This is a genomic window from Saccharopolyspora hirsuta (assembly GCF_008630535.1).
Taxonomy (GTDB): Bacteria; Actinomycetota; Actinomycetes; order Mycobacteriales; family Pseudonocardiaceae; genus Saccharopolyspora; species Saccharopolyspora hirsuta.
Map to the genome: position 1 here is coordinate 137,294 of NZ_VWPH01000008.1, position 26,201 is coordinate 163,494.

Below are 26,201 nucleotides of genomic sequence, written 5' to 3' on the forward strand. Positions count from 1 at the left end.
GAGTCATTTCCGGACAAATCCGAGGCCTCGACGCCTTCCGGCCCCACCGGGGGATATCCCTACCGCGATTCCCGCATTTCCCGGAACACCCCGGAATCCCGCCAGTCGTCACCCGGGGGCGTGCGCTCGTGCGGCCCCTGGACCAGGCCGTGAAGCGGACTTGGGGGTAGGTCGGCCTGCCGGTTCACCTCGATGCGGCCACCGGGGAACTCCACCTCGGTCGGGTCGTGCGTGTGGTCCAGGCAGACCACGGCGTAGCCGTGGCTGGCGAGGTCCTCGGCGAGCAGCGCCCCGAAGGCGCGCGACATCAGGTGCCCGGGGGAGCAGAGGAGGACCGGCAGCGGTCCGCTGCCGAGCTCCACCGGGGCGTTCCGGTGCGAGTGCGTCGGCGTCGCGGCCCAGTCGACGGAGCCGACCGGGATCCGGGGCGGGATCGCCACGGTGCCCCGGGCGGCGGTGTGCGCGAAGTGCTCGGCCAGCGCGCGCGTCATGTGCGGCGCCACCGGGTGGCCGCCGACGCGCTGCGCCGGGTAGCGAACCGTCACCATCAGCTCGCGGTACGGCTTCTCCGGCGCCCGCGGATCGGGGCGGGAGCCGTCGATCAGGTGGAAGTCGGTGACGCCGACCCGGTGCCGACCGGTCGGCGCGGGCAGTTCGAGCCGCACCTGCTGCCGGGTGCCCGCCGCCGCGGTCGCGGTGACCGCCAGGCCCGCCAGGAAGAGCCGTCGTCCGATCATGCGTCCCCCTCGCGCCGAACCGCCGGGCGATCTTGCCCAGCGGCGGGTGAAGCGGGCGTGAGGCGATGCGGATCGCGGCCGCGGTGTTGGCTACCGTGGCCTCGATGGCCGAACTAGTCGCGCGCGGCGAGTCCGAGCGGGGCGAACTGGCGCTGCTGCGCCGGGGTGACGTGCTGGAGCTCCGGGTCAACGGCGTGTTCGTCATGGACACCGCGCACACCGAAACCGAACGGGAACTCGCCACCGCCACGCTGCGCGCGGTGGACGCGGCGGAGCTGCGGGTGCTGATCGGCGGGCTGGGGCTGGGCTTCACGCTGCGGGAGGTGCTGGCCGATCCGCGGGTGCGCGAGGCGCACGTGGTCGAGATCGAACCGGAGCTGCTCGGCTGGCACCGCGACGGCCTGGTGCCGGACACCGCCGCGGCGATCCGCGACGACCGGGTGCGCTGCCACGTCGGCGACGTGGCCGAGGTGATCGCCGCTCAGCCTCCGGGCGCGTTCGACGTCGTGCTGCTGGATGTGGACAACGGCCCCGACTTCCTCGTCTACGACGCCAATTCCGCGATCTACCGCGGCGAATTCCTCGCCCGCTGCGGGGAGAAGCTGACCGCCGGTGGCACGCTGGCGATCTGGTCGGCCGACACCTCACCGGCGCTGCGCGGTGCGCTGCAGGAGGTCTTCGGCAACTGCGAGGAGCTGGCGATCCCGGTCCGGCTCGGCCAGCACGAGACGACCTACCACCTCTTCCTCGCCGTCCGCGGGGCCGTCCCGGCCCGGTGAGGCGCTCAGCCGAGCAGGTCCAGCTCCAGCAGGCTCGGTTCGAGGCTTCCCTCCAGCACCAGCAGGCGCCGCTTGGCCTCCAGCCCCGGGCCGAAGCCGCCGAGCCCGCCGCCGCTGGCCAGCACCCGGTGGCACGGCACGATCACCGGAACCGGGTTGCTGCCCATGATCGTGCCCACCGCGCGCGAGGCCTCCGGGCGCCCCGAGAGCTCGGCCAGCCGCTTGTAGCTCACCGTCTCCCCGAACGGAACCAGCTCGAACAGGGTGCGCAGCACGTGCAACCGCAGGCCCTCCAGCGGTTCCCACTCGATCGGGACGTCGAACTCGTGGCGGTCGCGCGCGAAGTACTCGTCGAGCTGCCGGGCGGCCTCGACCGCCATCCCGGTGTCCCGGCTCAGCTCCTCCTCGTAGGCGCCGAGCACCGCGTCCGGCCCGGCGAAGGCGACCTGGCGCACCCCGGACGCACCGGCCACCACGGTCAGCTCTCCGACCGGGCTCGCCACCACGCTCCACGACAGCGACATGCACGAACACTAGCGCTCAGCACCGACAACGCGGTCCGCACAAGGTCGTGGCGGCTTCCCGCCGACCTCGAGCTGACCAGGTCCGCCCACTGGTCCGAGCGTTAGGCTCCGGAACATGTCCGAAGCGCACTCCCACCGACGGCAAGCCCTCCGCGACCGCCTCCGCGCGCAGGAGCTGGACGCGATGCTGGTGACCGATCTGCTCAACATCCGCTACCTCACCGGCTTCACCGGGTCCAACGCCGCGCTGGTGGTGCACGCCGCCGACGAGCCGGGTGCCGAGTCGCGGACGGTGTTCTGCACCGACGGGCGCTACCTGACGCAGGCCGAGCACCAGGTCCCGGACCTGGAGCGGGTGATCGACCGGGCGAGCGATCTGACCCTGGCCGAGCGGATCGGCGCGGCGGCCGCCGAGCACCGGCGCGTCGGGTTCGAGAGCCAGCACGTCACCGTGGACCGCCGCGACGTGCTGGCCGACGCCGCGGGCGAGGCCGAGCTGGTGCGCGCGCCCGGGCACGTCGAGCACCTGCGGCTGGTCAAGGACGAGATCGAGATCGAGGCGCTGCGGATGGCCTGCGCCGCCGCCGACCGGGCGCTGGCCGACCTGATCGAGCACGGCGGGCTGCGCCCCGGCCGCACCGAGCTGGAGGTCGCCCGCGAGCTGGACGCGCGGATGCTGGACCACGGCGCCGCCGGGCCGTCGTTCGCCACGATCGTCGCCGCCGGGGCGAACTCCGCGGTGCCGCACCACCGCCCGACCGACGCGGTGCTGACCGCCGGGGACTTCGTGAAGATGGACTTCGGCGCGCTGGTCGACGGCTACCACTCGGACATGACCCGCACCGTGGTGCTGGGCAAGCCCGCCGACTGGCAGCGCGAGATCTACGAGCTGGTGCGCACCTCGCAGGCCGCCGGTCGGGCCGCGGTCCAGGTCGACGCCGACGTGCGCGAAGTGGACACCGCGGCGCGGAAGGTGATCGAGGACGCCGGGTACGGCGATCAGTTCCTGCACGGCCTCGGACACGGCGTCGGGCTGGAGATCCACGAGGCACCGACGTTGTCGCAGCGGGGAGACGGTAGAATCAGCGCCGGGATGGCGGTCACCGTCGAGCCTGGCGTTTATCTGGCGGGGCGGGGCGGGGTCCGCATCGAGGACACGCTGGTCGTGCGTCCCAGCACGCCGGAGCTCCTCACCTTGACGACGAAGGAGCTCGTCGCTGTCTGACGCACGTCAGGTGCGCCGACACCGCCGGAATCGCGATCCGGCGGAACACGCCCGAAGCCATCACCACAGGAGAAGATCCCCACGTGGCATCCACGAACGACCTGAAGAACGGAATGGTGCTCAACCTCGACGGCCAGCTCTGGTCCGTCGTGAACTTCCAGCACGTCAAGCCCGGCAAGGGCGGGGCCTTCGTGCGCACCACGCTGAAGAACGTGCTCTCCGGCAAGGTCCTGGACAAGACCTTCAACGCCGGGGTGAAGGTGGAGACCGCGAACGTCGACCGCCGCGAGATGACCTACCTCTACTTCGACGGCAACGACTACGTGTTCATGGAACCGGACACCTACGAGCAGGTCAGCATCTCGCCCGACGTGGTCGGTGACGCGGCGAACTACATGCTGGAGAACAGCGCCGTGGTCGTGGCCCGCCACGAGGGCAACCCGCTCTACGTCGAGCTGCCCGCCTCCGTCGAGCTGGTCGTCGAGCACACCGACCCGGGTCTGCAGGGCGACCGCTCCACCGGCGGCACCAAGCCGGCGAAGCTGGAGACCGGCGCCGAGATCCAGGTGCCGCTGTTCCTCAACACCGGCGACAAGGTGAAGGTCGACCCGCGCGACGGCCGGTACCTCAGCCGCGTCAGCAGCAAATGAGCGCCTGCCCGTCGGCCACCGCGGCCGGGAAGAGGGTGTGAGGTGGGTTCACGGAGCAAGGCGCGCAAGCGCGCGGTGGACTTCCTCTACGAGGCCGACCAGCGCGGCGTGGACGCGGTGACGCTGCTGTCCGACCGGATCGGTTCCCCGGAGGTCCCGCCGGTGGCCGAGTACACGGTCACCCTGGTGGAGGGCGTCACGGAGAACCGCGAGCGGATCGACGAGGTGCTCACCCAGCACGCCGAGGGCTGGTCGCTGGACCGCATGCCCGCGGTGGACCGCTCGGTGCTGCGGCTGGGCCTCTACGAGCTGCTGTGGCGCAGCGACGACGTCCCCCCGGCGGTGGCGATCGACGAAGCGGTGGAGCTGGTCAAGGCGCTGTCCACGGACGACTCGCCGAGGTTCGTCAACGGCGTCCTCGGCCGCATCGCGGGCATCGGCAACCGCCTCCGCAAGACCGTCCAGCAGGACTAGCACGAACGCGTGAAGGGCGCCTCCCGGCGGGAGGCGCCCTTCGTCGTGCTCGCGGCCGAACGCGAAGGGCACCTCCCACCTGCGCGGTGGAGGTGCCCTTCGCGTTGTGCGGAAGTTCTCACTCCTCGCGGGCCGGGCGGGCCTCCGGGGGAAGCACGCCCCAGTCGATGAGCTGCTCGGTGAGCTCACCTGGCGTCATGTCGTAGATGATGGCCAGGGATCGCAGGTCCTCGGTGCGGATGGACAGCACCTTGCCGTTGTAGTCACCGCGCTGGCTCTGGATGGTTGCTGCGTAGCGGGCCAGCGGGCCCACCTTCTCGGCGGGCAGCTGCTGCAGCCGTTCCAGGTTGATCACGACTTTGGTGGCGGGCTCGGCGCCGGACGGCACCCGCCCCTCCGGAAGCAGTTCCGCGACCGGAACCCCGTAGAAGTCGGCCAGCTCGGCCAGCTTCTGCACGGTCACCGCACGGTCGCCGCGCTCATAGGACCCGACGACCACGGCCTTCCACCGCCCGCCAGACTTCTGCTCGACGCCGTGCAGCGACAGACCCTGCTGCTGGCGGATAGCGCGGAGCTTGCTGCCCAGCGCCTTGGCGTAGTCGCCCATGTGGCGTTTCTCCGTTCGTTCGCCCCGTCAGCCGATAGTGCCGACCGGGGAGCAAAGCTCAGATCGATACGGAGAGTAATGTTCGCTCGCCAGCGTCACCAGGTCAAGTTGGTCTTTGTCGGCAATGGGGCGAGTCCCACCACACCACCCGGACGATTGACCGCGCAACGCTGATAGCGTACGGGGCAGCCCGGCGGTCCGCCCGAGTTCGCGCAACGGCGACTGCGGGGCAGGTCACACACCATCCTTTAAGGATCCGTCCAGTGAGGCGGAGAAGGAGGTCGCACCGTGGCGTCACGCCAACCGGCGGGCGCGGCGGACCCGGTCGGGCAGCGGGAGCTGCTCTCGACCGGTGACGTTGCGCGCACGATTGCCCGGATCGCTCACCAGATCATCGAGAAGACCGCCCTGGACACCGGCGGCAGCGACGTCGTGCTGCTGGGCATCCCGACCAGGGGGACCCCGCTGGCGCGGCGGCTGGCCGCGAAGATCAGCGAGTTCAGCGGGGTGACGGTGCCCACCGGCACCCTGGACATCACGCTCTACCGGGACGACCTGCGCAAGCGCCCGAACCGCCCGCTGGAGCCCACCGACCTGCCCGTCGAGGGCATCGACAACGCCCTGGTCGTCCTCGTCGACGACGTGCTGTTCTCCGGCCGCACCGTGCGCGCCGCCCTCGACGCCCTGCGCGACCAGGGCCGCCCCCGCGCCGTGCAGCTGGCCGTGCTGGTCGACCGCGGGCACCGCGAACTGCCGATCCGCGCCGACTACGTCGGCAAGAACATCCCCACCTCGCGCTCCGAGGACGTCGCCGTGCAGCTCGCGGAGTCCGACGGCGAGGACCGCGTGGTGCTGCGGCGCAACGAGGGGAATGAGTGATGCGCCACCTGCTGTCCACCGAGGGCCTGGACGCGGCCACCGCGACCAGCGTTCTCGACACCGCCGACACGCTCAAGCAGACGCTGCTGGGGCGCGAGGTGAAGAAGCTGCCGACGTTGCGCGGGCGCACGGTGGTGACCCTGTTCTACGAGAACTCCACGCGCACCCGGGTGTCCTTCGAGGTCGCCGGGAAGTGGATGAGCGCCGACGTGATCAACGTCTCGGCCAGCAGCTCGTCGGTGAACAAGGGCGAGTCGCTGCGCGACACCGCGCTGACGCTGGCCGCGGCGGGCGCGGACTGCGTGATCATCCGGCACCCCGCCTCGGGGGCCGCGCACCGGCTGGCCGGGTGGCTGGACGAGGTCGGCACCCAGGTCGTCAACGCCGGTGACGGCATGCACGAGCACCCGACCCAGGCGCTGCTGGACGCCGCGACGCTGCGGGAGCGGCTGGGCGAGCTGTCCGGCCGCCGCATCGCGATCGTCGGCGACCTGCTGCACAGCCGGGTCGCGCGCTCCAACGTGCACCTGCTGCAGACCCTCGGCGCCGAGGTGGTGCTGGTCGCGCCGCCGACGCTGGTGCCGACCGGGGCCGACCAGTGGGGTGCGGAGGTGCGCCACGACCTGGACCCGGAGCTGCCGAAGCTGGACGCGGTGATGATGCTGCGCGTGCAGGCCGAGCGGATGCACGGCGGCTTCTTCCCGTCGGCCCGCGAGTACTCCATCGCCTACGGGCTCAACCAGGCGCGGCTGGCCAAGCTGCCGGAGCACGCGGTCGTGCTGCACCCCGGCCCGATGCTGCGCGGCATGGAGATCGCCCCGGCCGTGGCCGATTCCCCGCGCGCCGCCATCACCCAGCAGGTCAGCAACGGCGTGCACGTGCGGATGGCGGTGCTCTACCACCTGCTGGCCGGAGAGGAGCTCTCAGCATGAGCCGCTTGTTGTTGAAGGACGTCCGTCCGTACGGCGAGGGCGATCCGGTGGACGTGCTGGTCGAGGGCGAGGTCGTCGCCCAGATCGGGGCGAACCTCGACGTCGATGCCGACGAGATCGTGCACGCCGACGGCGCGGTGCTGCTGCCGGGCTTCGTGGACCTGCACACCCACCTGCGGGAGCCGGGCCGCGAGGACGCCGAGACCATCGAGACCGGCTCGGCCGCGGCGGCGCTGGGCGGCTACACCGCTGTTTTCGCGATGGCCAACACCGACCCGGTCGCCGACAACGCGGTGATCGTCGAGCACGTGTGGCGGCGCGGCCGCGAGATCGGGCTGGTCGACGTGCACCCGGTCGGCGCGGTGACCGTCGGGCTCAAGGGCGAGAAGCTCGCCGAGCTGGGCACCATGCGGCGCTCCGCCGCCGAGGTCCGGGTCTTCTCCGACGACGGCCACTGCGTGCACGACCCGCTGATCATGCGCCGCGCGCTGGAGTACACGAAGTCCTTCGGCGGTGTGGTCGCGCAGCACGCCGAGGAGCCGCGCCTGACCGTGGGCGCGCAGGCGCACGAGGGCGCGAACGCCGCGCGGCTGGGCCTGGCCGGGTGGCCCGCCCCGGCCGAGGAGGCGATCGTCGCGCGCGACTGCCTGCTCGCCGGGCACACCGGGGGCACGCTGCACATCTGCCACGTCTCCACCTCGGGCACCGCGGACATCCTGCGCTGGTGGAAGTCGCGGGAGACCGCGGGGCAGGTGTCGGCCGAGGTCACGCCGCACCACCTGCTGCTGACCGACGACCGGCTGGAGACCTACGACCCGGTCAACAAGGTCAACCCGCCGCTGCGCACCGACGCCGACGTGCTGGCGCTGCGCCGGGCGCTGGCCGACGGCACCGTGGACTGCGTGGCCACCGACCACGCGCCGCACGCCGCGCAGGACAAGGACTGCGAGTGGTCCGCCGCCAAGCCCGGCATGCTCGGCCTGCAGACCGCGCTCGGCATCGTCGTGCAGACGATGGTGCGCTCCGGCCTGCTGGACTGGCGCGGCGTCGCGCGGGTGATGAGCGAACGCCCCGCCGAGATCGCCGGGCTGGCCGACCAGGGCCGACCGGTCGCGGTGGGCGAACCGGCGAACCTGGTGCTGGTCGACCCCGACGCCGAGTGGACGGTGCGCGGCGCGGAGCTGGCCAGCCTGGGGGAGAACTCGCCGTTCGACGGCATGCAGCTGCCGGGCCGGGTGGTCGCGACGCTGCTGCGCGGACGGCTCACCGCACACGAGGGCAAGGTGAGGCGCTGATGGAACGCACCCTGTGGGTTCTCGGGCTGGCCGCGCTGGCCGCGCTGGTGTTCTTCGGGATGTGGCGGGGCTGGCGCAACCGGGCCCGCCGCCAGGCCGCTGAGCTGCCGGACTTCCCCGCACCCCCGGCGGAACCGGGTGCGGAGCTGCGGCCCGCCGCCACCGGCATGTACGTCGGCACCACGAAGGCCACCGACTGGCAGGACCGCATCGCGGTCGGCGACATCGGCCACCGCGCCGACGGCAGCGCGCACCTGCACGCCGCGGGCCTGCTGCTGGAGCGGACCGGGGCCAGCGACCTGTGGATCCCGGCGGAGTCGGTGGTCGACTGCCGCCTGGACCACAAGCTGGCCAACAAGGTGGTGCCCGGCGCCGGGCTCGTCGTGGTGACCTGGCGGCTCGGCGAGGTGCTGCTGGACACCGGCTTCCGCGGTGACGACAAGGACGCGCAGACCGAGTGGGTCGAGGCGATCCGCGCCCTGGCCCCCGCCGAGGAAGTCGTGGGCGCGGCGCACGCAGGACCGGAAGAAACGACCGGCGGCTCGGCTGAGTCGCGGCAGGAGGAGAAATGAGCGAGCACGTCCCGGCCGCGCTGGTGCTGGAGGACGGCCGGATCTTCCGCGGGGAGGCCTACGGCGAGGTGGGCCGCACCCTCGGGGAGGTCGTGTTCACCACCGGCATGACCGGCTACCAGGAGACCCTGACCGACCCCTCCTACCACCGCCAGATCGTGGTGCAGACCGCGCCGCAGATCGGCAACACCGGGTGGAACGACGAGGACGACGAGTCCGCGCGGATCTGGGTCGCCGGGTACGCCGTGCGCGACCCCGCGCGGCGGCCCTCGAACTGGCGCTCCCGCCGCTCCCTGGACGAGGAGCTGGAGCGCCAGGGGATCGTCGGCATCGCCGGTATCGACACCCGCACCCTGACCCGGCACGTCCGCGAGCTGGGTGCGATGCGCGGCGGCATCTTCTCCGGCCCGGAGCTGGGCGGCGACGACGAGATGGTCGCCGCGGTCAAGGCCAGCGCCGAGATGGTCGGCGCCTCGCTGGCCGGTGACGTCACCACCGCCGAGCCCTACGTGGTCCCGGCGGTCGGGGAGAAGCGGTTCACCGTGGCCGCGCTGGACCTGGGCATCAAGTCCAACACCCCGCGGATGATGGCCGAGCGCGGCATCGAGGTCCACGTGCTGCCGCTGGCGTCCACCCTGGACGAGGTGCTGTCGATCAGCCCGGACGGGCTGTTCCTGTCCAACGGCCCGGGCGACCCGGCCACCACCGACGCGCAGGTCGAGCTGACCCGCCAGGCGCTGGACCGCAAGCTGCCGCTGTTCGGCATCTGCTTCGGCAACCAGATCCTCGGCCGCGCGCTGGGCCGCGGCACCTACAAGCTGCGCTACGGCCACCGGGGCATCAACATCCCGGTGATCGACGCCGAGACCGGCAAGGTCGCGATCACCGCGCAGAACCACGGCTTCGCCGTGGAGGGCGAGCCGGGCGAGCAGTTCGACACCGACTTCGGCCGCGCGATGGTCAGCCACCACTGCGCGAACGACGGTGCGGTCGAGGGCCTGCGGCTGCTCGACGGCCCGGCGTTCAGCGTCCAGTACCACCCCGAAGCGGCGGCGGGTCCGCACGACGCCGCACCGCTGTTCGACAAGTTCGTTGATCTGATGACGGAGACTCGCTGATGCCGAAGAGGACCGATATCAAGCACGTACTCGTCATCGGTTCCGGGCCGATCGTGATCGGCCAGGCGTGCGAGTTCGACTACTCCGGAACCCAGGCCTGCCGGGTGCTGCGCGAGGAGGGCATCCGCGTCTCGCTGGTGAACTCCAACCCGGCGACGATCATGACCGACCCGGAGTTCGCCGACGCGACCTACATCGAGCCGATCACCCCGGAGTTCGTGGAGAAGGTGATCGCGGCCGAGCGGCCGGACGCCATCCTGGCCACGCTGGGCGGGCAGACCGCGCTGAACACCGCGATGGCCCTGCACGAGCGGGGTGTGCTGGAGAAGTACGGCGTCGAGCTGATCGGTGCCGACGTGGAGGCGATCCAGCGCGGCGAGGACCGGCAGCGCTTCAAGGACATCGTGCGCGCCGTCGGCGGCGAGGTGCCGGAGTCGGCGGTGTGCAAGTCGATGGAGGACGTGCGCGCGTTCGTCGCGGCGCACAGCCTCCCGGTGGTCATCCGGCCCAGCTTCACCATGGGCGGCCTGGGCTCGGGCATGGCGCACACGGAGGAGGAGCTGGAGCGGATGGCCTCCTTCGGGCTGGCCGAGTCCCCGGTGCACGAGGTGCTGATCGAGGAGAGCGTCCTCGGTTGGAAGGAGTACGAGCTCGAGCTGATGCGCGACCACGCGGACAACGTGGTGGTCATCTGCTCGATCGAGAACATCGACGCGATGGGCGTGCACACCGGCGACTCGGTCACGGTGGCGCCGTCGATGACGCTGACCGACCGCGAGTACCAGCACATGCGCAACGTGGGCATCGCGGTGCTGCGCGAGGTCGGGGTGGACACCGGTGGCTGCAACATCCAGTTCGCCATCCACCCGGAGACCGGCCGGATGGTCGTCATCGAGATGAACCCGCGGGTGTCGCGCTCCTCGGCGCTGGCCTCGAAGGCGACCGGCTTCCCGATCGCCAAGATCGCCGCGAAGCTGGCGGTGGGCTACACGCTGGACGAGATCCGCAACGACATCACCGGCGAGACACCGGCGAGCTTCGAGCCGACGCTGGACTACGTGGTGGTGAAGGTGCCGCGGTTCGCCTTCGAGAAGTTCCCGGGCGCGGACCAGGAGCTGACCACGACGATGAAGAGCGTCGGCGAGGCGATGGCCGTGGGCCGCAGCTTCTCCGAGGCGCTGGGCAAGGCGCTGCGCTCGATGGAGACCAAGGCCGCGGGCTTCTGGACCAAGCCGGACCCGGAGGGCATCACCGTCGAGTCCACTTTGGAGCTGCTGCGCACCCCGCACGACGGTCGCCTCTACAACGTGGAGCGCGCGCTGCGGCTGGGCGCTTCGGTGGAGCAGGTGCACGAGGCCTCGGGCATCGACCCGTGGTTCGTCGACCAGATCGCGGCGTGGGTGGAGCTGCGCGCCGAGCTGGTCGAGGCCCCGGTGCTGGACGCGGCGCTGCTGCGGCGGGCCAAGCGGGCCGGGCTGTCGGACCGCCAGATCGCCGCGCTGCGGCCGGAACTGGCCGGTGAGGACGGCGTCCGCGCGCTGCGGCACCGGCTGGGCGTGCGGCCGGTGTACAAGACGGTGGACACCTGCGCGGCCGAGTTCGCGGCCCGCACGCCGTACCACTACTCGGCCTACGAGTCCGACCCGGCGGCGGAGTCGGAGGTCACCGAGCAGCGCGAGCGGCCGAAGGTGATCATCCTCGGCTCCGGCCCGAACCGGATCGGCCAGGGCATCGAGTTCGACTACTCCTGCGTGCACGCCGCGATGGCGCTGCGGGAGGCCGGGTACGAGACCGTGATGGTCAACTGCAACCCGGAGACCGTCTCCACCGACTACGACACCTCGGACCGGCTCTACTTCGAGCCGCTGACCTTCGAGGACGTGCTGGAGGTCGTGCACTCCGAGCAGCGGTCCGGCACGGTCGCGGGCGTGATCGTGCAGCTGGGCGGCCAGACCCCGCTGGGCCTGGCCAAGCGGCTGGCCGAGGCCGGGGTGCCGATCGTGGGCACCCCGCCGGAGGCGATCCACCTGGCCGAGGACCGCGGCGCGTTCGGCGACGTGCTGGCCGGGGCGGGTCTGCCCGCGCCGAAGTACGGCACCGCGACCTCCTTCGAGGGCGCCAAGCGGATCGCCGACGAGATCGGCTACCCGGTGCTGGTGCGGCCGTCCTACGTGCTCGGCGGGCGCGGCATGGAGATCGTCTACGACGAGGCGTCGCTGGAGAACTACATCGCCCGCGCCACCGAGGTCACCCCGGAGCACCCGGTGCTGGTGGACAACTTCCTCGACGACGCCATCGAGATCGACGTGGACGCGCTGTGCGACGGCACCGACGTCTACCTCGGCGGCGTGATGGAGCACATCGAGGAGGCCGGTATCCACTCCGGCGACTCGGCGTGCGCGCTGCCGCCGATCACGCTGGGCCGCCAGGACATCGAGATGGTGCGGCGGTCCACCGAGGCCATCGCCCGCGGCATCGGCGTGCACGGCCTGCTGAACGTGCAGTACGCGCTCAAGGACGACGTGCTGTACGTGCTGGAGGCCAACCCGCGCGCCTCGCGGACCGTGCCGTTCGTGTCCAAGGCGACCGCCGCGCCGCTGGCGAAGGCCGCCGCGCGGATCATGCTCGGCGCCAAGATCGCCGACCTGCGCGCGGAGGGCATCCTGCCGGGCGAGGGCGACGGCGCGGACCTGCCGATCGACGCGCCGGTGGCGGTCAAGGAAGCGGTGCTGCCGTTCCACCGGTTCCGCACCCGCGAGGGCGTCGGGGTGGACTCGCTGCTCGGGCCGGAGATGAAGTCGACCGGCGAGGTGATGGGCATCGACACCTCCTTCGGGCAGGCGTTCGCCAAGTCCCAGGCCGGTGCCTACGGTTCGCTGCCGACCTCCGGCAAGGTGTTCGTCTCGGTGGCCAACAAGGACAAGCGGTCCCTGGTGTTCCCGGTCAAGCGGCTGGCGGACCTGGGCTTCGAGATCCTGGCCACCAGCGGCACCGCGGAGGTGCTGCGGCGCAACGGGATTCCGTCCACCGTGGTCGCCAAGCACATCGAGAAGGTCGACGGGGAGCGCGACATCGTCGAGCTGGTCAAGGCGGGCGAGGTCGACATGGTGATCAACACCCCGTACGGCAACCCGGGCCCGCGCGTCGACGGCTACGAGATCCGCACCGCGGCGGTCTCCCGCGACATCCCGTGCATCACCACGGTGCAGGGCGCGGCCGCGGCGGTGCAGGGCATCGAGGCCGCGATCCAGGGCAACATCGGGGTCCGACCGCTCCAGGCGCTGCAGGCGGCGCTGCGGCAGGGCGGTGGGCAGCGGTGACCGCCCCGCTGCGGGCGCCCTTCGGCCAGCGGCTGACCGACGTGGTGCGGGCGCGCGGCCCGCTGTGCGTGGGCATCGACCCGCACCCGTCGCTGCTGCTGGCCTGGGACCTCGACGAGTCGCCCGCCTCGCTGGAGCGGTTCGCGATGACCGCGGTGGAGGCGCTGGCCGGTGAGGTCGCGGTGCTCAAGCCGCAGTCGGCGTTCTTCGAGGTCTACGGCTCGGCCGGGATCGCGGTGCTGGAGAAGGTGATCCGCGAGGCGCAGCAGGCCGGTGCGCTGGTCCTGCTGGACGTCAAGCGCGGCGACATCGGCTCCACCATGACGGCCTACGCGATGGCCTACCTGGACGAGCACGCCCCGCTGGCGGCGGACGCGATCACCGTCTCGCCGTACCTGGGCTACGGCTCGCTGGCCCCGGCGATCGGCATGGCCGAGCAGACCGGCCGCGGCGTGTTCGTGCTGGCCCGCACCTCGAACCCGGAGGGTGCGGGCCTGCAGCAGTCGATCCACGGCAGCGGCGACTCGGTCGCCCAGTACATCGTGGACTCGGCGGCGGAGACCAACCTCGACGCGACCCCGATGGGCCACGTCGGGGTGGTGGCGGGCGCCACGATCCGCCCGGGCGACCTGGACTTCTCCCGGCTCAACGGCCCGATCCTGGCCCCCGGCCTGGGAGCCCAGGGAGCGACGGTCCGAACCCTGCGGGAGGTCTTTGGCGAATCCCTCCCGAACGTCCTCCCGACCACCTCCCGAGACATCCTCCGCCACGGCCCGACCCCCGACGCCCTGCGCGCGGCGGCCCACCGGGTCCGAGACGAGGTATCGGAACTCCTCCACGGCTGAAGCGGAAGCGAAGGGCACCTTCCCGGCACATCCGGCAAAGGTGCCCTTCCTTCGTTTTGCCCTGTAGAACCAGAATCCGGGGGTGCTGATCATGCCGTTGTTGAACGCGCTCAGGATTCACGGCGATGACGCCCGGCAGGTGCTGGAGCAGGGGGAGGAGTTGCTGGCGCTGGGGTTGCGGAGGCATTGTCCCGCGCCGTTGAGCCAGTGCTCGGGCGGAGCGGCGATTTCGTGCGAAACAGGCACTTCTCAGGCGTGGAAACCGGCGGTTTCGCGCGAAATCAGCACTCGCCGGACGTGGAGTCGGCGCGCCTGATAGGAAATCCGCATGCACCCCGCTGCGAATGGCGCTGTCGCGCAGAAGAAGCCGCCGCGCGTGCTGCGCTGGATCATCGTGCTCGTGCTGGTCTGGTTGGTCACCGCTGGCTACTTCCTGGTCTCCACCGAGGCCGCGATCTGGTCCCGCGTCTTCGGCAATGGGGAGGCCACCGCCGACCCGGTCGCACAGGTGGAGCTGGAGCAGGGGCAGCCGTTCGGGCTGGCGGCTCAGCGCGACGAGTACGTGAAGTGCCAGGTGCTCCCGGAGAGCGGTGAGGCGCGGCAGTTCGTCCCCGACCGCCCGGCCAACAGCCTCCGCAGCTCCCGCCTCCCCGCCCCGGAACCGGCGTGGTTCTCCGGTCCGGCGGAGGTCCGCTGCACCGGCCCGACGACGGTCCTCCTCCCGGACCGCTACGACAAGACCGGACTGAACGTCCTGTACGTCCTGATGTCGGCGTCCAGCCTGATGATCGTCGTGGTCCTGGTGCAGATCGCCCGCCGAGTGCGGTTCAGCAACCGGCAGCACCAGCGCACCTGATTCGCTAGCGCGAACAAGACCGGCGAAAGCTTCGAACGCGTGGTCGCCGGTCGGCTAGTCTCGATCGGAGCAGGTCCGAGTCGAGGGGTAATCGGTGAGCACGGCTTCAGAGCGAATCCAGGCGATGATGCGTCGCTTCGAAGAGCAGGCGCAGAAGGCGTCCGAGCTCCAGTCGGCGATGCAGGACATGCAGGGCACGGCGAGCAGCCAGGACCGCTCGGTCACGGTGACGGTGGCCGCCTCCGGAGCGGTGCTGGACCTGAAGCTGGCGCCGAACGCGGTCCGCCAGTCGGCCAACGACCTGCAGCAGCAGATCATGGCCACGATCCGCCAGGCGACGGCGAACGCGGCGGAGAAGATGAACAGCGCGGTGGCGCCGATCCTCGGCGACCAGTACGAGCAGTTCCAGCAGGCGTTCAACGCCCAAGCCCCCACGCTCAAACCGCAGCCCGACGACGAAGCGCCGACGGCCGGGCCCGCGGCAACGCCCACCGCTCAGCGGGAACCGTCCCCCGGCCCGGCAACGTCCAAGCGCCAGCCGCAGCGGAGCGAGGCGTACGACGATGACGACGACTTCTCCACGGGCTCGTTCCTGCGCTGAGGGGGATGTACATGACGGATTTGAAGGTGACGCCGGAGACGTTGTCCGGCCACGGCCAGGGCTGCGAGAGCCTGGCCGACAAGTTCGCCCAGCTCGCCGACCTGCTCCACCAGGCGAAGGTGGACGACCAGTGCTTCGGCCCCATCGGTGAAGCGGTGGGCATCAGCAGCAAGTACTTCGAGAGCCTCGACCAGTGCCGGGAGCTGGCGACCAAGGCGCAGGAGTTCCTGAAGCACACCAAGCAGTCGCTCGACGACACGATCAAGGACTACGCCGAGACCGAGAAGCAGATCTCCGAGATGCTGAAGAAGGCAGGGGAGGATCTGGCGGGATGACGGGGCCGGGTGACTTCCAGTCGCTGAACCAGGGCGACGGCGATTCGAAGAACTGGTTCGAGCAGGCCGCCGGCCGAGGTTCCTCGTTGGTGGGGGCCGGGCAAGACCTCGCCGATGCTTCGTCCCCGCCGGAGTGGGGCGTGGCGGCGGTGTCGGCGCGCGCGGAACTGCTCACGTCGATGGCCAGCCCAGGGCAGGCGTTGATGAGCAACGGCCTGGGCTTTTTGGTGTCGATCGTGCTCAGCCCGCTGATCGAACTCGCCGAGTACGCGGTCGGTGATCCGGAGCAGATGCGCGCCACCGGTGAGGGGTGGGAGAAGGTCGCGGTCTGGCTCGACCAGGTCTCCGAACAGGAGAAGAATCGCGCTCAGGCCACCGCCGAGACGTGGGTCGGCAAGGACGGCGACGCCTTCCGCAAGCAGATGACGGAATTCGGCGACGGGGTGAAGGCCCTGGCACAGGACGTCCGCGACCTCAAGGGCACGCTGGACATGATCGCCGACATCTTCGACATGTTCGTCGAGTTCTTCATCCAGGTGGTCACGGAGCTGATCATCGGCCTGATCGTCCAGTGGCTGGCCGCGCTGGCGGCGTCGTGGATCACCGCCGGTGCCTCCGTCGGAGCGGCGAGCGCCGGTACCGCTGCCCAGGTCGGCGTGCAGGGCGGCCGCATCAGCGCCCGGATCGCTCAGGTGCAGGGCAAGCTCTTCCAGCTGTTCCAGAAGCTTGAGCAGCTGCTGGTGCGGCTGCGCGGTCCGCTGAAGAGCGTGCTGGACCGGGTCAACAACATTCCCGGCGGTCAGATGCTGACCAACCGCCTGGGGCGGCAGAACCCGGTGTTCGGCGTCGCGAAGCAGTTCGATGCCGACACTCTGGCGTCGACCACGTCGAACGTGTTCATGAAGGGAGCCACCGGCGAAAGCGCGCTGGCCGCTAACGTGAGCCAGCGGGTGATCGGCAGCGTCCTCGGTGGCCAGACCAGCGTCGGGCGAGCGGCCATGTCGGCGGGCATGGAGGTCGGCACCGATGCGGCGATCGAGCAAGGGGCCAACCACGTCTACGACACGGGCAAGGGTTGGTTCCAGGGCGATCTGTCCGAGGAAGATCGCAGAGCAGCTCAGGAGAAGGGCTTCTCGTGACGATGAGTGCGGAGTGATGCGGTGAGCAGGCGAGTCGGTGGGGTGTTGGCGGCTCGGCACGGTTGGTGCCGGTCGGATGAGGTCATCCGCTTCGCGGTGCCGTGCACCCGGTCCAGCATCCGGTTCGACGTCAACGGCCTGTCGTGGGAAGGCCGGGCGGGCGGCGGCTCGGTAGCCGCTGGTGTCGGGCGGGTGGCCACGGCGGTGGAAGACATGGTGAGCGCCTCGTCCGACCACGACAACCGCCTCCCCCCGCCGAAGGTCGTCTGCTTCGGTCCGGGGCCGCAGGCGCAGATCATGCAGGCTCGTCCCGCTGAGGACGCCGATGCCCGCTTCACCTGGGTGCTGACCTCGCATCGCCTCGCCCTGCTGGCGGAGGTGCCTCCGCCGACGGAGGAAGCGGAAGACTCCGGTGACTCCATCTGGCAGAAGGCCCGCAAGTTCGGTGTCGGGGTCCGGGACTTCTCCCGTGACGTGGTGGACATCCTGCAGGACAAGAAACTCGGCGAGTACCCGCCGAACGAGCCGATTCCGGTCGCGCCGGTCGCCGTCCGCGCGGAGTTCCCGGTGCAGCAGGTCCGGGCAGTCAACCGGACGAACCGGAAGCTTCCGGGCGGGTACGCGCCGCGCAAGGTCTTCGCGCTGCGCGTCGAACTGGCCGACGGATCCGGCCTGGACGTGCTCTCGCCAACGGAGGAGAACGTCGCACGTCTCGAAGCGATGGCGTTCGGACGTCAGTAGGGGGGCTCTCGTGTTGAAAGACCCGTTCAAACTGGAGAAGCTCGCCGCGCAGACGTGGTGTCAGCCGGGCGAACGATTGCTGATGCGGATCGGGCCGCGGTGGGGTCACGTGGCCTCCGACATCGGTGGTCGTCGAGGAGCTCCGCACGAGCACGGCGGGCGGATCCCGCTGCAGAGCGCCGGAGTTCCGGAGTGGCCGTTGCCGACCGAGGCGATCGCCACCGGGCGCTACCACGGCGATGAGTGGGTGCACGACCCGTCGATCTGGGCGTGGGCGCACGCGCCGAACCCGGCAGGCGCTGCAGCCGGGGTCGCCGACGGGCTCGCTGCGGGCGGAGCCGATGCCTGGTTGGTCCTGTCGAACCACCGCCTCGCCGTGGTGATGGCGGCGTCCGCGGCGAAGAAGGCGGAACCGAGGGCCGAACAGCAGTCCGGCGGCTGGCTGTCGCGCGCCAAGTCGATCGCCAAGGACGCCCAGTCCTTGGTGCAGTCGGACGAGGAATCCCTGCTGACGCTGTGGGAGGCGCCCAGCGCGGCGATCCGCCATTTCGGCGCAGTGCCGATGGGGCGCGATGTCGACCCCGCGTGGTTCGGGCAGATCGCCTTCCAGGACGGTTCGACGGTGCTGATTCGAATGGACAACAAGGCCGCGGCGGAGTCCGTTGTGTCCGCTGGGAATGCTCTTTTCGGAGGGTAGCGAGTGGCTGTTGAGGGTTGGCGATGGACCGGTGGTCGGGTGGCCGCGGTGGTGGTGATGGCCGGTGGGCTGGTGCTGATGCGGGTCGTGGGCGAGGGGCCGCTGGCGTGGGCCGGGGTGATCTCGGGTTGATCGCCGCCGCGTACAGCTCGTTCTACTGGGGCAAGTTCAGCGACAGCGACGGGGTCGCGCGGGTGCGGCTTTCGCCGCTGGCGTGGGGTGCGCGGATCATCTGCTACGTGCTGTCCTTGCTCTTCCTGCTGACCGCTCTCGTGTTCGTCCTGGTCTGAGCGCTAACTCGCGGCACCGCGGCTGTCAACCCGTTTCCTCCGTAGCCGCGGTCCCCCGGTCGTCCCGCAGGTGTGCGCGCCGGTTCGGCTAATGTCGGTTGCGGGAGCGCAAGGACCGGAGGGGTCGATGGGTGAGGCACCTCTGCTGGGCGGGCGGTACCGGTTGGGTGCCCGCATCGGCAGTGGCGGGATGGCCGACGTGTACCGGGCGATGGACACCCGGTTGCAGCGGGTCGTGGCCGCGAAGGTGTTCCGCTCCGGCGCCGACGCCGCAGGCCGGGAGCGGTTCGCCGAGGAGGCCCGCACTCTCGCCGGGCTCAGCCACCCGGGCCTGGTCACCGTGCACGACTTCAGCGCCGGGCCCGACGAGCTGTACCTGATCATGGAGCTGGTCGAGGGCCGCACCCTCGCCGACGAGGTCCAGCTCGGCCCGCTGTCGCCGCAGCGCGTGGCCGAGATCGGTTCCCGGCTGGCCGACGTGCTCGCCCACGTGCACGACAACGGCATCGTGCACCGCGACGTCAAACCCTCCAACGTGCTGATCGCCTGCGACGACAGCGTCTACCTCGCCGACTTCGGCATCTCGCGGCTGGCCGCCGCGGCTGCGCGCAGGACCAGCTCCGGCGTGCTCATCGGCACCGCCACCTACATGTCCCCGGAGCAGGTCAGCGGTGGTGAGGTCGGCTACCCCGCCGACGTCTACGCGCTGGGCCTGGTGCTGCTGGAGAGCGTGACGGGGCGGGTCGAGTACCCCGGTTCCGGGGCGGAGAGCGCGGTGGCGCGGCTGGTCCGCGCCCCGGAGATCCCGCTGTCGCTGCCCACCGGACTGCACCGGGCCCTGCTGCTGATGACCGGGTCCGACCCGGCCAAGCGCCCGACCGCGGCGGAGTGCGCGGACCTGCTGGCGGGCCGGTCGACCGACGTCATCCCGCGCATCCAGGCGGAGCCACCGCGCCCGGCGACCCAGCTGCTGCCGAAGCCCGAACCGCGCCGCAACCTGAAGCCGTGGCTGCTCAGCGGCGCCGGGCTCGGGGTGCTGCTGGTGGCCTTGATCGTGTTCCTCGCCCTGCCCCCGGCCCCGGAACCGCCGAACCTGCCGCCGGTGTCCGGCCCGGCCGGGGTGGAGCGGCTGCCGGAGGACCTCGCCAACCTGGAGGGACTGATCCGAGAATGAAGCGCCTCCTGCTGCCGGTCCTGCTGCTGGCGCTCGCCGGTTGCAGCAGCGCGCCCCGCGCGATGGACCCGCAGATCCGCGAGCAGCTGCTCGGGCACGTGGAAGCGGTGAAGTCCGCAGCGGAGAACCACGACCGCCCCGCCGCGGAGGCGGCGCTCGGCGACCTGCACCGGGCGATCGCCGAAGCCCAGGCGCGCGGCGAGCTCGCCACGGAGACCGCCCGCACGCTGCTCACCGCGACCGAGCGGGTCGCCCAGGACGTCCGCACCTTGCCGCTGCCGGAACCCCCGGCCCCGGTCACCGTGACGGTCGTACCGGACCCGCCGGTCCTCGCGCCGCCCGCGCAGGAGCGGACCGAGCAGCGCCAGGAGCGGGCGGAGGAGCGGGCCCGGAAGTGGGAGGAGATGCGCAAGTCCTGGGAGGAGAACCGCGAGGAGTGGCGCAAGGTCCGCGAGAACAACGGCAACAACAACGGGAACAACAACGGCAACGGCGACGACTGAACGGGAAAGTTCCCGGTCGCCGCGCAAGTGGTTGTGCCAATTTCGCGGGGTGTGGCAGGGTTCGCTCGCACTGATCCGGTGCGGGCGGCGACCCGCGACCCCGAGGAGGCGGAAGTTGCGCGAGGGACTCGCTGCAGGCGTGATCGCGGCTGGCCTGCTGCTGGCGGGCTGCAGTTCCGGCGCAACCCCGACCGACCAACCGGACGCCCCGAACCGAGCGGCCCCGCCGAAGTCCCTGAGCACGTCCGACCCGTGCGCCCTGCTCACCGAGGACCAGCGGAAAACCCTGTCCCTGGACCAAGAACCGAAGCCGACGGACCAGAACGGCAAGCAGGGCTGCGAATACGGCTCGGGCACCCCAGGAGGCCCCGGCTGGTCGGCCTTCGCCGCGGTGGACGGAACGACCACCTACCAGCAGTTCGCCGAAGCCAACCGAGGTGCCCAACAGCTCGACATCGCGGGCTACCCGACGGCCAAGGTCAACGACACGACGGGCTGCACCCTGGTCGTCGACGCAGCGGACACGGGAACCCTCCGCGTCTCAGCCCTGGTCCGCCCCGGAGCCCCGATCGAGGTAGGCGGCAGCTGCGACGCAGCAACCAAGGTCGTGGAAGAAGCCCTGAAGACCCTCCCACCGGCGTAGCCACCGATTTCGCGCGAAACTGCCACCCGCCAGGCGTGCAGAGCGCCGCTTTCGCGCGAAATCGCCAGCCTCACCGGATATGGCGCCTTTCGGGAGTGGTCACTTGGGGCGCGCCGCGCTGATCGTCAGCGACTGGCCGTGCGTCACGACGTCTCCGGAGGCGATGGAAGTCCCGCCACTGCAGTTGATCTCGTAGCCGGACGGGGTAGTCGCGCTCACGCCCTCGAAGGTCTGTCCGGCCGGTGACATGCACCCGGGTTTGATCTGCTCGAAGGCGTCGGTGGCTTCCTTCAGAAGCTCTGGTTTGCCCTGCCAGATGTGCTTGTACGTGACATCGACGGCACGGAGCAGGGCCTTCGGCGGATCTTCCCTGGTGGTGTGCTCGCCCCTGCTTGCCTTGGCTGAGGTGCTCACGCTGATGGTGAAATCCATGAGCTTGCCGTCTGGCAGGTTGGAGAACCTCTTGTACTCGATTGACCCGTAGATGGTGTAGGGCTGGTTGACGTTGTCCTTGCCCTCGCACCTCCGCGGCGCTTTCACGGTGAACCCGCCTTCATCCGTCTCGCCTTCTCGAAGGCATTTCCACCCCTCAGCTGCGACGCTGTCCATCACGGCCTCCGGGTTGAAGTCATCGGGAAAGCACTGGTAACCGTTCGGATGCCTTTCCTGGCACGGGACCGGCTCGCCGGGTTCCGGCGGCTTCCGCTCGCTTGTGGTGGGCATGGGAAAGGACGGTGGCGGAGCTGCCTCGCTGGTGGACGTGGCGATCTTCTTCGGCGGATTGATGACGTGCACGTAGAAGACGCGGCCCGCGAGGACGAGCAGCAGCACGGCAAGGGGGATGGCGATGAACGGCCACTTCCGGCGCTTGCGAGCAGGTGGTGTCTGTTGGGCTGGTGGCGGCCCGTACCACCCGCCGCCTGGTCCCTGGTCCGGCCCCCACTGCTGGTTCGGGTTCCACCCCGGTTGGTTTGGCACAAGACCCTCCCTGCCTGATGTGCCCTTGATCTGCTGCATCGTATGGAGGCAGAACAGGCATCGGGCGCATTTCGCGCGAAGTGTGAGACACGACCTTGGAGGTCATTCCTGCCCGCAGAGGGCTTCCACGACGTCGCGTGCGTCGGAGCGGAATGCCAGGTCGAGGAAGTAGAGCTTGTCGGCGAGGTCGGTCAGCTGGGCTCGGCTCACCACGACTTCCGCGCCGCCTTGCCTGATCGACACCTCGTCGCGGATCAGCATCGTGACGACTACTTCGTCGCGCCGGTCGTCAGCCGGGATGTTCCAGCGAGCGCACATGTTTCAGCCCTCCCGTATCGGAATGTTCGCTTGCGAGAAGGACTCTCCGGCGTTCCCGATCAGGCACGCAACGATTCTTTCGGGTGACTGGGGGTGCTTGCCCCGCTGGAAACCAGTGATGGTGATCGGGGGAGCTCAGATCGATTCCGAAACGGGGAGAGCGCATGAACGGACGAGTAGGGGTTCCGGTCCGGGTGCGGCGGGTGTCGAGCGAACTGCGAGAGCTGCGGCTGCGTAACGGCCTGCCAGCGGAGGAAGTCGCCGGAGCACTGGGTTTCTCGATGAGCAAGCTGAGCCGGATCGAGAACGGCCAGCGGGGGTTGTACGCAGACGATGTGGCGGCGCTTCTGGGCTTGTATCGAGTGCCTTCTGAGCGTCGCGAGGAGCTGCTGAACCTTGTGCGCACGGCGTCGAGCCCGAACTGGTGGCAAGTTCAGGACGGTCGATTGCCAGCGATGTGGGAGGACGTGATCCGCTTCGAGAAGGAAGCCACGGCCATCTACAACTACGAAACGATGCTCATTCCGGGGCTGTTGCAGACCTCGGAGTACGCGACCGCCATCGTCCAGGGCACCGATCCAGACCTGAACCTCGCGGAGGTCGACACCCTGGTCACTGCGCGCATGGGGCGGCAGACCTTGCTGAACCGGCCGACTGCGCCAATGCTCGAAGTGCTCGTCGAGCAGAGCATCCTGGAACGTCCGGCTGGAGGTCCGGGGGTGATGTACCGCCAACTCCGCCACCTGGTGAGCGCGACGAGCCAGGACAACGTCACCCTGCGAGTGCTGCCATCTGCGCTCGGTGTGCATCCGGGGATGGCGGGGCCGTTCGTCGTCCTCGACTTCGAAAAGCATCCTAGCCTGGTGTATCTCGAGAACCGGGGGAGCAGCGCGTTCCTCGAGGAGCCCGAGCACGTCGCCGCCGCGAAGGAAGCACTTCAGACCTTGCAGGACGTGGCACTGTCGGTCGAGGATTCAGTTGACCTCATCAACGGCATCGCCGAGCGGTTGGTGTGACGACCGGCAAGGAGTAGCTCAGTGACATCACTGGATCTCTCGGCGCTTCGCTGGCGCAAGAGCAGCCGAAGCAGCAACTACGGGAACTGCGTCGAGGTCGCATTCAGCGGATCAGCCGTTGCGGCGCGAGACTCCAAGGACCCTGAAGGGGGCAAGCTGGTGCTCGGCGTTGGTGCCTGGGCATCTTTCCTCGACGGCCTCCGAAACGGCCGGTTCGACGTGTAAATGATCATGGGTAGCGCCTCAGGTGCGGCATCCGGGCGAGACTTCGCTCGGATGCCGCATTTTGTTGAGAGATCAACCGAATCTTCTGGCAAGTTGGGGTGCTCTACTTGCCAGCTTCGAAGCACTTGCTGAGACCGGGCTTCGGTATCTGGTCTCGGTGCCCTGACCTGGTGCTTCGGGGGCGACTGGTGTCGGAGCGGGCGGGCTGGCCCATAGCTGACCTGCTTAGACTCCGAAACCCCTTCGTCGGTTCCGAGGTCAAAATCACTCGGATGTCGCAGTCTTCTTTGGTCGACTTCGTCCCGTAGCGACGGTGTCGTGCGTTAACGTTTGCCCCGTTGGCAAGCTGATGACCGTCGCTGGACCCCCGCGACGGTTCGCGAACGAGGGGAGTTCAGCGGTGTCAGAGGGGGATGGCGGTACGTACCAGCCGGTCGACCAGCGCCAGATCGAGGCCATGCGGATGGCACCAGGGCCCGCTGGCTTCATGGGCAACATGCTGGATGTTGTGACGAGGGTCCAGGACAAGGCGGCTTTGGCGGCTTCTCAGGCCGCGGGCGGCACGATGATGATCGACCCGGACCAGGTCGAGAAGGTCGCGCAGTCCTTCGAAGATGAAGCCCGGGCTCTGATGGACCGCCAGCTCGATATTCACGAAATGGCGGCGTACGGGGTGTCGGCAAGCGACCCGGTTAGCACGCAGTCCGGCCAGGCTTACTCCCAGGTTGTAGCTGGGGATGGCCAGGCCTATCTGGATAACTACGTGAAGCTTGCGAAAGTCCTCCTCAAGGCTGCGGAAGATTTGCGAGACAGTGCAAAGCAGACGCGGCTCGATGACGAAAACGCGGCGGATGGTATGCGAGGGGGAGAACTTGCGTAAGGGGCTCGCTGCAAGCGCGGTCCTGGCTAGCGTTTTGCTGGCTGGTTGTAGCGGTGGTTCGGGCGAACCTGTTCCCACGGGCACGGGAACCCCGCAGGAGCAGGTGACATCGGAAGCGCCGGCTACGCAGTCTGCTCGTACCGCTCCGGCGAAGTCGTTGGAGATCGGTGACCGATGCGCAATTATTTCTGAGGCGCAGGTCAAGGAGCTTGGAGCGGATCAAGCTCCGCGGGAGCGCGAGTCCAACGGAAAGCCGGGATGCAGCTATGGTCGCGGCACTGCTGGCGTAGACGCCACGGTCTTCGTGGCGGTGGACAAGTCTTCGACCATGCAGAAATACGCTGAATCGGCGACCAAGGAACCTGAGAAGAGCGAGATTGCAGGTTACCCCGCCGTGCAGGTTAGTTTGGTTGAAACCAACTGCACTCTCGTGCTGGATGTTTCCGATCAGGGTTCTCTGTTCGTGAACACTGTGGTGTCCTCGGCTGATCCGAACCCTTGCGAGTTGTCGAAGCGTTTTGCTGAAGCCGCACTTCAGAATCTTCCCAATGCGTGAGGGGGACGAGGGATGACCAACAGTAGGCACATGGAGCCAGCGACCTTTGAATCCGCAACCTTGGAGCAAATGCGGAATTGGGTCGACGGTGGCTCTGCTGACGGCGCTTACAATCAGGCTGACGGTTGGAAGACCGAAGATCAGTACCTTCGGGACTTGAGAACCCGTCTCGAGGACCGGCTCAAGGAAGTCGGCGCAGTGATGCGCTCTGAGTCCGGCGAGGCGATGCAGAACCAGGCTGTGCCGGTTGTGCTCTGGACCGAGGTCGCTGCCGATAGTGCGTTGGCGCAATCGCGGCTAATGACCCAGCAGGGCGACGCCTTCAACAAGGTGCAGTCTTCGATTCCTGGTAAGGACGAAGAGCAGGAAGTCCCGGACAACAACTGGTTCGAGGACACCTGGGACAGCATGGTGAACGGTCAGACCGACGCCGAGGCTGCCAAGCAGCACAACGAGAAGCTGCGTCAGGAGGCTGTGCAAGCCTTCGAAACGTACGCGAACACCTCGCAGAGCAATGTGGCGTCGAGTGCGGTGTTCACTCCGCCACCAGAAAACGGGATGAAGGTTGCGGTCTCCGGCTCGCAGCACCCCACCGTCGGCGGCGTCCCGACGGTCTCCAACACTCCGTCCGGCACCAGCAGCCAGTGGGCCGGTGGTGGCGGTACCGGTGGCGTCGGCGGTGGTGGGTCTTCGACCGTTCCGTCTGGGTACAGCGGTGGCTCCGGTGGTTTCGGGTCGGGCGGCACCGGTGGTGGCGGTGGCGGTTACGGGACCACTCCGGTGTGGCAGCGGCCTGGTCAGGGTGGGCCCGGGCAGAGCGGGCCGGGCGGTGGGCGGGTGCCCACCGGTCCGGGGGCCGGTCAGCCCGGCGTGCCCGGGATGGCTCTCGGGCCCGGTGGTGGTTCCGGCACGGGCGCGGGCGCTGGTGGTCGGGTTCCCGGCGCTGGTGGTGCCGGTGGCCGCGGGTTCGGGGCCGGTGGTGCTGGTGGCGCCGGTGGTCGTGGGGCCGGTTCCGGCCTGGGCGCTGGTGGTCGTGCTGGGGCCGGTGGGCTCGGCGGTGCCGGTGGCACCGGGACGGGCTCCGGGGCTGGTGGTGCCGGTGGCGCTGGTGGTCGTGGTGGCATGGCCGGTGCTGGTGCTGCGGCCGGGCGTCCGCAGGGCAAGCAGGGCGAGGAGGACCAGGAGCACGAGACCCCCGAGTTCCTCAAGGGCGACCACGGGTTCTTCGACGACGACATGCCGAAGGTCGCTCCTCCGGTGTTCGGCGACTGGGACCAGCAGAAGTAGTCCGC

The 26,201-nt window shown here is 69.7% G+C and carries 33 protein-coding genes; 28 read left to right on the forward strand and 5 right to left on the reverse strand.

Features of this window, described 5'->3' with window-relative positions:
- Positions 1 to 59 precede the first annotated feature (59 nt).
- Entirely contained in the window at positions 60 to 737 is a 678-nt protein-coding gene (locus F1721_RS18755) for an alpha/beta hydrolase (protein ID WP_150068011.1), read from the reverse strand.
- A 104-nt stretch (positions 738 to 841) separates the two neighbouring features.
- Here F1721_RS18755 and F1721_RS18760 point away from each other — a divergent pair, with 104 nt between their 5' ends.
- Entirely contained in the window at positions 842 to 1,516 is a 675-nt protein-coding gene (locus tag F1721_RS18760) for a spermine/spermidine synthase domain-containing protein (protein ID WP_150068012.1), read from the forward strand.
- Between the two features lie 5 nt (positions 1,517 to 1,521).
- Here the strand turns inward: F1721_RS18760 and F1721_RS18765 are convergent, their stop codons facing one another.
- Positions 1,522 to 2,040 (reverse strand): methylated-DNA--[protein]-cysteine S-methyltransferase, encoded by a 519-nt coding sequence (locus F1721_RS18765; RefSeq protein WP_150068013.1) that lies wholly within the window; start codon positions 2,038 to 2,040, stop codon positions 1,522 to 1,524.
- 115 nt (positions 2,041 to 2,155) lie between these two features.
- On the opposite strand from F1721_RS18765, the gene F1721_RS18770 reads away from it, so the two are divergent.
- From F1721_RS18770 to nusB, 3 genes are all read left to right on the forward strand, one after another.
- A complete protein-coding gene (locus F1721_RS18770; RefSeq protein ID WP_150068014.1) occupies positions 2,156 to 3,265 on the forward strand; it encodes a M24 family metallopeptidase in 1,110 nt (369 codons plus the stop codon).
- A gap of 83 nt (positions 3,266 to 3,348) precedes the next feature.
- Positions 3,349 to 3,915: an elongation factor P gene (efp, locus tag F1721_RS18775; protein WP_150068015.1), complete on the forward strand. Its 567-nt coding sequence runs from the start codon at positions 3,349 to 3,351 to the stop codon at positions 3,913 to 3,915.
- A 42-nt stretch (positions 3,916 to 3,957) separates the two neighbouring features.
- The gene (nusB, locus tag F1721_RS18780; RefSeq protein WP_150068016.1) at positions 3,958 to 4,389 is read left to right on the forward strand and encodes a transcription antitermination factor NusB; all 432 of its coding nucleotides are present in this window, start codon (positions 3,958 to 3,960) and stop codon (positions 4,387 to 4,389) included.
- 118 nt (positions 4,390 to 4,507) lie between these two features.
- On the opposite strand, the gene bldD is transcribed toward nusB, so the two are convergent.
- Positions 4,508 to 4,996 carry a transcriptional regulator BldD gene (gene bldD / locus F1721_RS18785; RefSeq protein ID WP_010311046.1) on the reverse strand — a complete coding sequence of 163 codons (489 nt, stop codon included), beginning with the start codon at positions 4,994 to 4,996 and terminating at the stop codon, positions 4,508 to 4,510.
- A gap of 288 nt (positions 4,997 to 5,284) precedes the next feature.
- Here bldD and pyrR point away from each other — a divergent pair, with 288 nt between their 5' ends.
- The 19 genes from pyrR to F1721_RS18870 all read left to right on the forward strand — a co-directional run bounded on the left by pyrR (position 5,285) and on the right by F1721_RS18870 (position 20,936).
- Positions 5,285 to 5,875 carry a bifunctional pyr operon transcriptional regulator/uracil phosphoribosyltransferase PyrR gene (gene pyrR / locus F1721_RS18790; protein ID WP_150068017.1) on the forward strand — a complete coding sequence of 197 codons (591 nt, stop codon included), beginning with the start codon at positions 5,285 to 5,287 and terminating at the stop codon, positions 5,873 to 5,875.
- Positions 5,875 to 6,807, forward strand: a complete 933-nt coding sequence (locus F1721_RS18795; RefSeq protein ID WP_150068239.1) for an aspartate carbamoyltransferase catalytic subunit — start codon at positions 5,875 to 5,877, stop codon at positions 6,805 to 6,807. Before pyrR ends, F1721_RS18795 begins: the two co-directional genes overlap by 1 nt.
- Positions 6,804 to 8,102: a dihydroorotase gene (locus tag F1721_RS18800; protein WP_150068018.1), complete on the forward strand. Its 1,299-nt coding sequence runs from the start codon at positions 6,804 to 6,806 to the stop codon at positions 8,100 to 8,102. The genes F1721_RS18795 and F1721_RS18800 overlap by 4 nt, the downstream gene beginning before the upstream one ends.
- A complete protein-coding gene (locus tag F1721_RS18805) occupies positions 8,102 to 8,674 on the forward strand; it encodes a PH-like domain-containing protein (protein ID WP_246155130.1) in 573 nt (190 codons plus the stop codon). Before F1721_RS18800 ends, F1721_RS18805 begins: the two co-directional genes overlap by 1 nt.
- Positions 8,671 to 9,792 (forward strand): glutamine-hydrolyzing carbamoyl-phosphate synthase small subunit, encoded by a 1,122-nt coding sequence (gene carA, locus F1721_RS18810; protein ID WP_150068019.1) that lies wholly within the window; start codon positions 8,671 to 8,673, stop codon positions 9,790 to 9,792. Before F1721_RS18805 ends, carA begins: the two co-directional genes overlap by 4 nt.
- Complete coding sequence (carB, locus tag F1721_RS18815) at positions 9,792 to 13,112, forward strand: carbamoyl-phosphate synthase large subunit (protein ID WP_150068020.1); 3,321 nt, start codon at positions 9,792 to 9,794, stop codon at positions 13,110 to 13,112. The genes carA and carB overlap by 1 nt, the downstream gene beginning before the upstream one ends.
- Complete coding sequence (gene pyrF / locus F1721_RS18820) at positions 13,109 to 13,957, forward strand: orotidine-5'-phosphate decarboxylase (protein ID WP_150068021.1); 849 nt, start codon at positions 13,109 to 13,111, stop codon at positions 13,955 to 13,957. The genes carB and pyrF overlap by 4 nt, the downstream gene beginning before the upstream one ends.
- 82 nt (positions 13,958 to 14,039) lie before the next feature.
- Positions 14,040 to 14,273 (forward strand): hypothetical protein, encoded by a 234-nt coding sequence (locus tag F1721_RS34485; RefSeq protein ID WP_170301533.1) that lies wholly within the window; start codon positions 14,040 to 14,042, stop codon positions 14,271 to 14,273.
- A 12-nt stretch (positions 14,274 to 14,285) separates the two neighbouring features.
- Positions 14,286 to 14,813 (forward strand): hypothetical protein, encoded by a 528-nt coding sequence (locus tag F1721_RS18825; RefSeq protein WP_150068022.1) that lies wholly within the window; start codon positions 14,286 to 14,288, stop codon positions 14,811 to 14,813.
- Positions 14,814 to 14,907: 94 nt separating this feature from the next.
- Complete coding sequence (locus F1721_RS18830; protein WP_150068023.1) at positions 14,908 to 15,414, forward strand: YbaB/EbfC family nucleoid-associated protein; 507 nt, start codon at positions 14,908 to 14,910, stop codon at positions 15,412 to 15,414.
- An 11-nt stretch (positions 15,415 to 15,425) separates the two neighbouring features.
- Complete coding sequence (locus F1721_RS18835) at positions 15,426 to 15,749, forward strand: hypothetical protein (RefSeq protein WP_246155131.1); 324 nt, start codon at positions 15,426 to 15,428, stop codon at positions 15,747 to 15,749.
- Between the two features lie 140 nt (positions 15,750 to 15,889).
- A complete protein-coding gene (locus F1721_RS18840) occupies positions 15,890 to 16,888 on the forward strand; it encodes a WXG100 family type VII secretion target (RefSeq protein ID WP_246155132.1) in 999 nt (332 codons plus the stop codon).
- Positions 16,889 to 16,909: 21 nt separating this feature from the next.
- On the forward strand, positions 16,910 to 17,629 hold the full coding sequence (locus tag F1721_RS18845) for a hypothetical protein (RefSeq protein WP_150068025.1): 720 nt from the start codon (positions 16,910 to 16,912) through the stop codon (positions 17,627 to 17,629).
- A 109-nt stretch (positions 17,630 to 17,738) separates the two neighbouring features.
- Positions 17,739 to 18,326, forward strand: coding sequence for a hypothetical protein (locus F1721_RS18850; protein ID WP_150068026.1), 588 nt, complete (start codon positions 17,739 to 17,741; stop codon positions 18,324 to 18,326).
- Positions 18,327 to 18,329: 3 nt separating this feature from the next.
- Positions 18,330 to 18,458, forward strand: a complete 129-nt coding sequence (locus F1721_RS35370; protein WP_281288784.1) for a hypothetical protein — start codon at positions 18,330 to 18,332, stop codon at positions 18,456 to 18,458.
- The gene (locus F1721_RS18855; protein ID WP_150068027.1) at positions 18,434 to 18,616 is read left to right on the forward strand and encodes a hypothetical protein; all 183 of its coding nucleotides are present in this window, start codon (positions 18,434 to 18,436) and stop codon (positions 18,614 to 18,616) included. Before F1721_RS35370 ends, F1721_RS18855 begins: the two co-directional genes overlap by 25 nt.
- A gap of 127 nt (positions 18,617 to 18,743) precedes the next feature.
- Positions 18,744 to 19,790: a serine/threonine-protein kinase gene (locus tag F1721_RS18860; RefSeq protein WP_150068028.1), complete on the forward strand. Its 1,047-nt coding sequence runs from the start codon at positions 18,744 to 18,746 to the stop codon at positions 19,788 to 19,790.
- Positions 19,787 to 20,293 (forward strand): hypothetical protein, encoded by a 507-nt coding sequence (locus tag F1721_RS18865; RefSeq protein ID WP_150068029.1) that lies wholly within the window; start codon positions 19,787 to 19,789, stop codon positions 20,291 to 20,293. The genes F1721_RS18860 and F1721_RS18865 overlap by 4 nt, the downstream gene beginning before the upstream one ends.
- Positions 20,294 to 20,408: 115 nt before the next feature.
- Positions 20,409 to 20,936, forward strand: a complete 528-nt coding sequence (locus tag F1721_RS18870) for a DUF3558 domain-containing protein (RefSeq protein WP_170301534.1) — start codon at positions 20,409 to 20,411, stop codon at positions 20,934 to 20,936.
- Between the two features lie 99 nt (positions 20,937 to 21,035).
- Here F1721_RS18870 and F1721_RS18875 read toward each other — a convergent pair whose 3' ends face one another.
- Together F1721_RS18875 and F1721_RS18880 are read right to left on the reverse strand one after the other, a co-directional pair.
- Positions 21,036 to 21,953 carry a hypothetical protein gene (locus tag F1721_RS18875; RefSeq protein WP_150068031.1) on the reverse strand — a complete coding sequence of 306 codons (918 nt, stop codon included), beginning with the start codon at positions 21,951 to 21,953 and terminating at the stop codon, positions 21,036 to 21,038.
- Positions 21,954 to 22,016: 63 nt separating this feature from the next.
- Positions 22,017 to 22,232 carry a hypothetical protein gene (locus F1721_RS18880; protein ID WP_150068032.1) on the reverse strand — a complete coding sequence of 72 codons (216 nt, stop codon included), beginning with the start codon at positions 22,230 to 22,232 and terminating at the stop codon, positions 22,017 to 22,019.
- 203 nt (positions 22,233 to 22,435) lie between these two features.
- Between F1721_RS18880 and F1721_RS18885 the strand changes: the two genes are divergently transcribed.
- From F1721_RS18885 to F1721_RS18905, 5 genes are all read left to right on the forward strand, one after another.
- Positions 22,436 to 23,248, forward strand: a complete 813-nt coding sequence (locus F1721_RS18885; protein WP_246155134.1) for a helix-turn-helix domain-containing protein — start codon at positions 22,436 to 22,438, stop codon at positions 23,246 to 23,248.
- Between the two features lie 21 nt (positions 23,249 to 23,269).
- Positions 23,270 to 23,473: a DUF397 domain-containing protein gene (locus tag F1721_RS18890; RefSeq protein WP_211840524.1), complete on the forward strand. Its 204-nt coding sequence runs from the start codon at positions 23,270 to 23,272 to the stop codon at positions 23,471 to 23,473.
- Between the two features lie 400 nt (positions 23,474 to 23,873).
- Positions 23,874 to 24,353 carry a hypothetical protein gene (locus tag F1721_RS18895; RefSeq protein ID WP_150068034.1) on the forward strand — a complete coding sequence of 160 codons (480 nt, stop codon included), beginning with the start codon at positions 23,874 to 23,876 and terminating at the stop codon, positions 24,351 to 24,353.
- The gene (locus F1721_RS18900) at positions 24,325 to 24,909 is read left to right on the forward strand and encodes a DUF3558 domain-containing protein (RefSeq protein WP_150068242.1); all 585 of its coding nucleotides are present in this window, start codon (positions 24,325 to 24,327) and stop codon (positions 24,907 to 24,909) included. The genes F1721_RS18895 and F1721_RS18900 overlap by 29 nt, the downstream gene beginning before the upstream one ends.
- Positions 24,910 to 25,209: 300 nt before the next feature.
- Complete coding sequence (locus F1721_RS18905) at positions 25,210 to 26,196, forward strand: hypothetical protein (protein WP_246155190.1); 987 nt, start codon at positions 25,210 to 25,212, stop codon at positions 26,194 to 26,196.
- The last annotated feature ends 5 nt before the right edge of the window (positions 26,197 to 26,201 follow it).

Excerpts from the sequence above, each read along its gene's own strand:
- F1721_RS18860 (WP_150068028.1), top strand. The coding sequence starts at position 18,744 with ATGGGTGAGGCACCTCTGCTGGGCGGGCGGTACCGGTTGGGTGCCCGC.
- F1721_RS18770 (WP_150068014.1), top strand. The coding sequence starts at position 2,156 with ATGTCCGAAGCGCACTCCCACCGACGGCAAGCCCTCCGCGACCGCCTC.
- F1721_RS18835 (WP_246155131.1), top strand. The coding sequence starts at position 15,426 with ATGACGGATTTGAAGGTGACGCCGGAGACGTTGTCCGGCCACGGCCAG.
- F1721_RS18800 (WP_150068018.1), top strand. The coding sequence starts at position 6,804 with ATGAGCCGCTTGTTGTTGAAGGACGTCCGTCCGTACGGCGAGGGCGAT.
- F1721_RS18865 (WP_150068029.1), top strand. The coding sequence starts at position 19,787 with ATGAAGCGCCTCCTGCTGCCGGTCCTGCTGCTGGCGCTCGCCGGTTGC.
- F1721_RS18875 (WP_150068031.1), bottom strand. The coding sequence starts at position 21,953 with ATGCAGCAGATCAAGGGCACATCAGGCAGGGAGGGTCTTGTGCCAAAC.
- F1721_RS18765 (WP_150068013.1), bottom strand. The coding sequence starts at position 2,040 with ATGTCGCTGTCGTGGAGCGTGGTGGCGAGCCCGGTCGGAGAGCTGACC.
- F1721_RS18755 (WP_150068011.1), bottom strand. The coding sequence starts at position 737 with ATGATCGGACGACGGCTCTTCCTGGCGGGCCTGGCGGTCACCGCGACC.
- carA (WP_150068019.1), top strand. The coding sequence starts at position 8,671 with ATGAGCGAGCACGTCCCGGCCGCGCTGGTGCTGGAGGACGGCCGGATC.
- F1721_RS18805 (WP_246155130.1), top strand. The coding sequence starts at position 8,102 with ATGGAACGCACCCTGTGGGTTCTCGGGCTGGCCGCGCTGGCCGCGCTG.
- F1721_RS18795 (WP_150068239.1), top strand. The coding sequence starts at position 5,875 with ATGCGCCACCTGCTGTCCACCGAGGGCCTGGACGCGGCCACCGCGACC.
- carB (WP_150068020.1), top strand. The coding sequence starts at position 9,792 with ATGCCGAAGAGGACCGATATCAAGCACGTACTCGTCATCGGTTCCGGG.
- bldD (WP_010311046.1), bottom strand. The coding sequence starts at position 4,996 with ATGGGCGACTACGCCAAGGCGCTGGGCAGCAAGCTCCGCGCTATCCGC.
- F1721_RS18905 (WP_246155190.1), top strand. The coding sequence starts at position 25,210 with ATGACCCAGCAGGGCGACGCCTTCAACAAGGTGCAGTCTTCGATTCCT.
- F1721_RS18760 (WP_150068012.1), top strand. The coding sequence starts at position 842 with ATGGCCGAACTAGTCGCGCGCGGCGAGTCCGAGCGGGGCGAACTGGCG.
- F1721_RS18900 (WP_150068242.1), top strand. The coding sequence starts at position 24,325 with ATGGTATGCGAGGGGGAGAACTTGCGTAAGGGGCTCGCTGCAAGCGCG.
- F1721_RS18880 (WP_150068032.1), bottom strand. The coding sequence starts at position 22,232 with ATGTGCGCTCGCTGGAACATCCCGGCTGACGACCGGCGCGACGAAGTA.
- F1721_RS18825 (WP_150068022.1), top strand. The coding sequence starts at position 14,286 with ATGCACCCCGCTGCGAATGGCGCTGTCGCGCAGAAGAAGCCGCCGCGC.